The sequence below is a fragment of the Anabaenopsis tanganyikae CS-531 genome (genome assembly GCF_029891675.1).
Taxonomy (GTDB): domain Bacteria; phylum Cyanobacteriota; class Cyanobacteriia; order Cyanobacteriales; family Nostocaceae; genus Anabaenopsis; species Anabaenopsis arnoldii.
In genome coordinates this window covers 1-5,152 of record NZ_JANQDF010000069.1, presented here as the reverse complement: position 1 = coordinate 5,152, position 5,152 = coordinate 1, and the positions used below count along the sequence as shown (strand labels likewise).

Genomic DNA, 5,152 nt, shown 5'->3' with positions numbered 1-5,152 from the left:
TCACTATTCCCTATCCCCTATCCCCTATTCCCTATTCCCTACTCACTATTCCCTACTCACTATTCCCTGTTCCCTGTTCCCTGTTCCCTGTTCCCTTAAAACCATAATGATGATGTCCTAACCAATATGTCCGTTGCTATACATGATTTCCTAGTCGGATTCATCCGACTTCAGCTTTCAGACAGGGGTTTTAAACCCCTGGCACACTAGCCCATTGCAACAGTTGCAAAATATACTATATATTGGTTTAATATCCAGTGCTAGCTTATAGCTAAAACTTAACAGCATTTCCAGACCTTACCCCCAGCCGTCACCAGACCTTTAACCTTGGGGTATAACTTGTCATTGACAAAAATAGAAATTAACAGTTATACTAAGTAAACACCAACAATGACCATCAACAACCGCGAACGAATAGGCAGAGCCTTAGATTTACTACAAAAAGGCTTGTATCCCTTTTTAGAAAGGGAAATGGGCGCAAAATATGGTGATAAGTGGGTAGTTGCTGCTACTCCCTTCGTTTCCGAAGACCGCACCCTACGCCGCCCCGTGGCTCAAATGCTCAAGCAGGATGTAGCAGAAGTCCTCAAAGTCATGTGGAATCAGTGGAACGAAGTATTTAACCAAACTCTGGGTAAAGCCGAAAGAAGCTTAGTGAGTGAATTAATGCTCACCCGTAACGCCTGGGCCCACAATCAGCCATTCTCCACAGATGATACCTACCGCGCCTTAGATAGTATTAACCGTCTTTTGACCGCCATTTGCGCATCAGAAGCCGATGACGTAGAAAAGCAAAAACAAGAACTCCTACGCATCCGCTTTGAAGAACAAGCGCGCAGGGAAACCCGCAAAGCCGCAGCAACTTCCGTAGAAACCCATCCCGTTAGCGGTTTCAAACCCTGGCGAGAAATAGTCACCCCCCACCCAGATGTTGCTTCCGGTCGCTACCAAGAAGCAGAATTTGCCGCGGATCTTTGGCAAGTTTACCTAGATGAAGGTTCCGACGAGTACCGCTTACCTACAGAATTTTTTCGCCGCACCTATTTAACCGAAGGACTTAAACAACTGCTGCTGAACGCCTTACAGCGATTCTCTGGCCAGGGTGGTGACCCAGTAATTGAATTACAAACTAATTTCGGTGGGGGTAAGACCCACGCTCTGCTGGCATTATATCATCTGTGCTTTGGTGTTCCTCTCAAAGACCTACCGGAATTGGAACCAGTTTTAACCACCGCCGGGATGTCAGAGTTACCAGAAAATGTGAAAACTGCGGTGATAGTAGGTAACAAAATACGCCCCGGTAAACCAGACACAAAAACAGATGGTACAGTCGTCAGAACCCTTTGGGGAGAAATAGCTTGGCAATTGGGCGGTAAAGAAGGTTACGAAATGTTGCGGGAAACAGACGAAACCGCTACTAACCCCGGCGATATTCTCAAAGATTTATTTAACCGCTATGCTCCCTGTTTAATTCTCATTGATGAGTGGGTAGCCTATGGGCGACAACTCCATGATGATAATATCTTACCCGGTGGCAGTTTTGACACCCATTTCACCTTTGCCCAAACCCTCAGCGAGTCCGCTAAGAATGCAGACCGCACCTTATTAGTAGTCAGTATACCCTCTTCTGATATTGAAGTTGGCGGCGAAAAAGGTAGAGAAGCCCTCAACCGCTTAAAAAATGCCATTGGTCGGGTTGAGTCTCCTTGGCGACCTGCTAGCGCCGAAGAAAGTTTTGAGATTGTTCGTCGTCGTTTATTTCAAAACCTCACAGACCCTAACTTATTCGTAGCTCGTGATGCTGTCGTACGCGCTTTTAGCGAAATGTACCGCAATCAACCCCAGGAATTTCCCCTAGAATGTCGAGAAGCTGACTATGAACGCCGCTTAAAACAAGCCTATCCCATTCATCCAGAATTATTTGACCGTCTCTATAACGACTGGTCTAGCTTAGATAAATTCCAACGCACCCGCGGAGTATTACGACTCATGGCTAAAGTCATTACTGTACTCTGGGAACAAGGCGATCGCTCCTTAATGATATTACCAGCCAATATTCCCATGGGGGAAAGTCAAATACAGTCAGAACTCACCCGTTACCTAGAAGATTCCTGGGTTCCAGTAATTGAAAAAGATGTCGATGGGACCAACTCCCTCCCCATGCTTTTAGAAGCTCAAAACACCAACCTAGGGAAATACTCCGCCTGTCGCCGTGTTACCCGCACAATTTACCTAGGTTCCGCCCCCACCTTACAAGCAGCAAACCGAGGTTTAGAAGACCGCAGAATTAAACTCGGTTGTGTCCACCCCGGTGAAAGTGTAGCCATCTTTGGAGACGCTCTGCGCCGTCTGAGCGACCAAGCTACCTATATATATGTCAGTGACGGTAATCGTTATTGGATATCTACCCAACCCAACGTCACCCGCACCGCGCAAGACCGCGCTCAACAAATCAGCGAAGACATACACCGAGTTTGGGAAGAAATTATCAGCAGACTGAGAACCGATAAAGAGCGGGGTGAATTTGCAGGGGTGCATATAGCCCCCAATTCTAGCGCTGATGTTCCCGATGAAGAAAACATGGGCGTGCGGTTAGTCGTCTTAGCTCCCCAGTATAGCCACAGCAGCAAAGCTAAGGATAGCCCAGCCTTAGAAAAAGTGACAGAAATTCTCTCTTATAAAGGCGCTAGTCCCCGTTATTGTAAGAATTTGCTCTTATTTCTGGTGGTGGATAAAACTAAACTAGATAATTTAGTCCAGCATGTTTGTCAATTTTTAGCCTGGGATTCTATTGTTAAAGAAAAAGACTCTTTAAACTTAGATGTTTCCCAAACCAATCAAGCTCAACAAAAGCAAGAGGAAACTAATAAAAATGTCAATCTGTTACTTCAAGACACTTATCAATGGCTGTTAATTCCCCATCAACCAGATGCGCACAAGCCCATAACTTGGGAAGAAATTCGCATTCCTGGGCAAGATTCTTTCATTATTCGGGCTAGTCGGAGATTTCTTCACGAAGAACAACTCATACTTAAGTATTCCCCTTCCCGTCTGCGTCTAGAAATCCTTGACTCTTATATCTGGTCTAACGCCGATCATGTTGACTTAAAAACACTGTGGAAATACTTTACCCAATATCTCTATCTACCCCGCCTCAAAGATGAACAAGTGTTACTCAATGCTGTTCAAGAAGGAGTAGCAGCCTTACTGTGGAAAGAATACTTCGCCTACGCCAGCGGCTACGATCAAGCTAAGGGACGCTATTTAGGGTTAAAAGCCTGTGAAGGGATTACAGCTACCCTCAGCAGCCAAAGTTGGTTAGTTAAAGCCGAGGTTGCAGAGCAGCAACTACAGCAAGATACAGCTGTACTACAACCCCCAACCCCACCAACTCCAAACCCAACTAATATTAACCCCAGTAATTCTACTAAATCAGTAAAAGAACCGGTAACAGAATACACCCCTTCCCCACCCCCTCCAAAACTGCGGCGTTTTTATGGCTCCGTCAATTTAGACCCCCAGCGGGTCATTCGGGATGCTGAACAAGTAACTAGCGAAATTGTCCAACATCTGGGGGGTTTAGTCGGTGCAGATATCCAAGTCACTCTAGATATTCAAGTGCAATTACCTGATGGAATCCCAGAGAATGTAATTCGCACCGTCACCGAAAATTGCCGGAGTCTCAAGTTTAAAACTTACAATTTTGAGGAGGAGTAACAAAACCGCTCTTGGCTGCTCTTGTGCGTCAACCAGTAGGTGTCAAAATCAGATTGACAATTTCCCGCATCAGAACCTTTGTATAGTCTAAGTTTCCAGTGTTTTTAGTGGTTTTGAGGTTGACGCATTCTCGGCAAGTCTTACCAGATAAAGGTTTGATGGATTTTTTTTGATGCTACTCTTGACACCAGGATATCTGAAAAGTTATATTATCTCCAGGTTGACGGATCAGAACCTTGAAAACCAAATATATCAATGCTTTCCTGGGTGGGCAGCCACAATTACCTATAATCCCTATCAGGGATTGAAACCCATAGTAATATGCAGCCATATACTGTGGTAAATTTTATTATAAGCCACAATTACCTATAATCCCTATCAGGGATTGAAACCAGGTACTCTTAAAGGTCAGGGGATTATTACCACATCTCGCCACAATTACCTATAATCCCTTATTGGGTTCAATTGTGATATAGTCTCTGTAATTCATGATGTGACGAGGGCATTTTTATTAATTTTAATATTAATTTAATCATACCATTTATTTCTGCTAAAAACAGTGAGTTTTGCCAACACTCAAGCTCTAATCACAGTAATTCTATATTGATTTTCCGTCACCACAACTTCAGTTGATAACCTTTCTTCCATTGGTAAGGCATTTTTCCGCCTATCAAAGATAAATAACCAACCAAAATCTAAACCCAAACGCCCTAAATAAGATTCTAACTGTTCAATTCCATCACCTTGCGGATCGCCTTTTTTATCCCTCCACACTTTCAATTCAATCCCTAAAATAACATCTTTATAACGCAAACATAAATCCATTCTATCACTACCGATCGCATATTCCCTTTCTAAAACCCCTCCACCATTAATCACACGATGCAAAAAAGCCATTAATACAATATGCGGCGCAATTTCATGATAACCTGTGCTACCTAATAATGGTTCTCCATGTTGTCGCCAAAACTTCAGAAATGCACTTAATAAAGCATCAATATTTAATTCCCCCTCTGATGTTAACCAAGTAGGTGCAATTATGGGTAAGGATGCCATTGGTGTCACAGTTAAAACTCTGGGTAACACTTCCCGATAAATGGGATTAGCAATAGTTAATCCTCCATAAGGGTGCATTTTACATAATCCTAAATCCATCACAAATTGAATATCATCATTAGGTATATTCCCTAATTCTAAACCTGCTAACATTGGTTCAATAATTGCTTTTATTCTTGGTTCTCTTAACCTTTCCGCTAAACTATCTAAATGAGTATCTTGACGAGCAATTAATATCTCCTTAGCCGTTAAAATATGTTCTTTTGTAATAGCAATACTTCTATCTTTTACCATTTTTTCTACAACTTCTTTAGCTAAAGCATTCACCAACCAAGGTTGTCCTTGCGTTAAATCATAAGCTGTTTCTATTGCTTCTGGT

1 protein-coding gene and 1 pseudogene are annotated in these 5,152 nt (G+C 43.1%); one reads left to right on the top strand and one right to left on the bottom strand.

Annotated features, from left to right (window positions below):
• Window positions 1–390 precede the first annotated feature (390 nt).
• Window positions 391–3,717 (top strand): Swt1 family HEPN domain-containing protein, encoded by a 3,327-nt coding sequence (locus NWP22_RS07255; protein ID WP_280801680.1) that lies wholly within the window; start codon window positions 391–393, stop codon window positions 3,715–3,717.
• Between the two features lie 576 nt (window positions 3,718–4,293).
• Here the strand turns inward: NWP22_RS07255 and NWP22_RS07250 are convergent.
• Window positions 4,294–5,152 (bottom strand): annotated as a pseudogene (locus NWP22_RS07250) (ATP-binding protein); the annotation flags it as partial.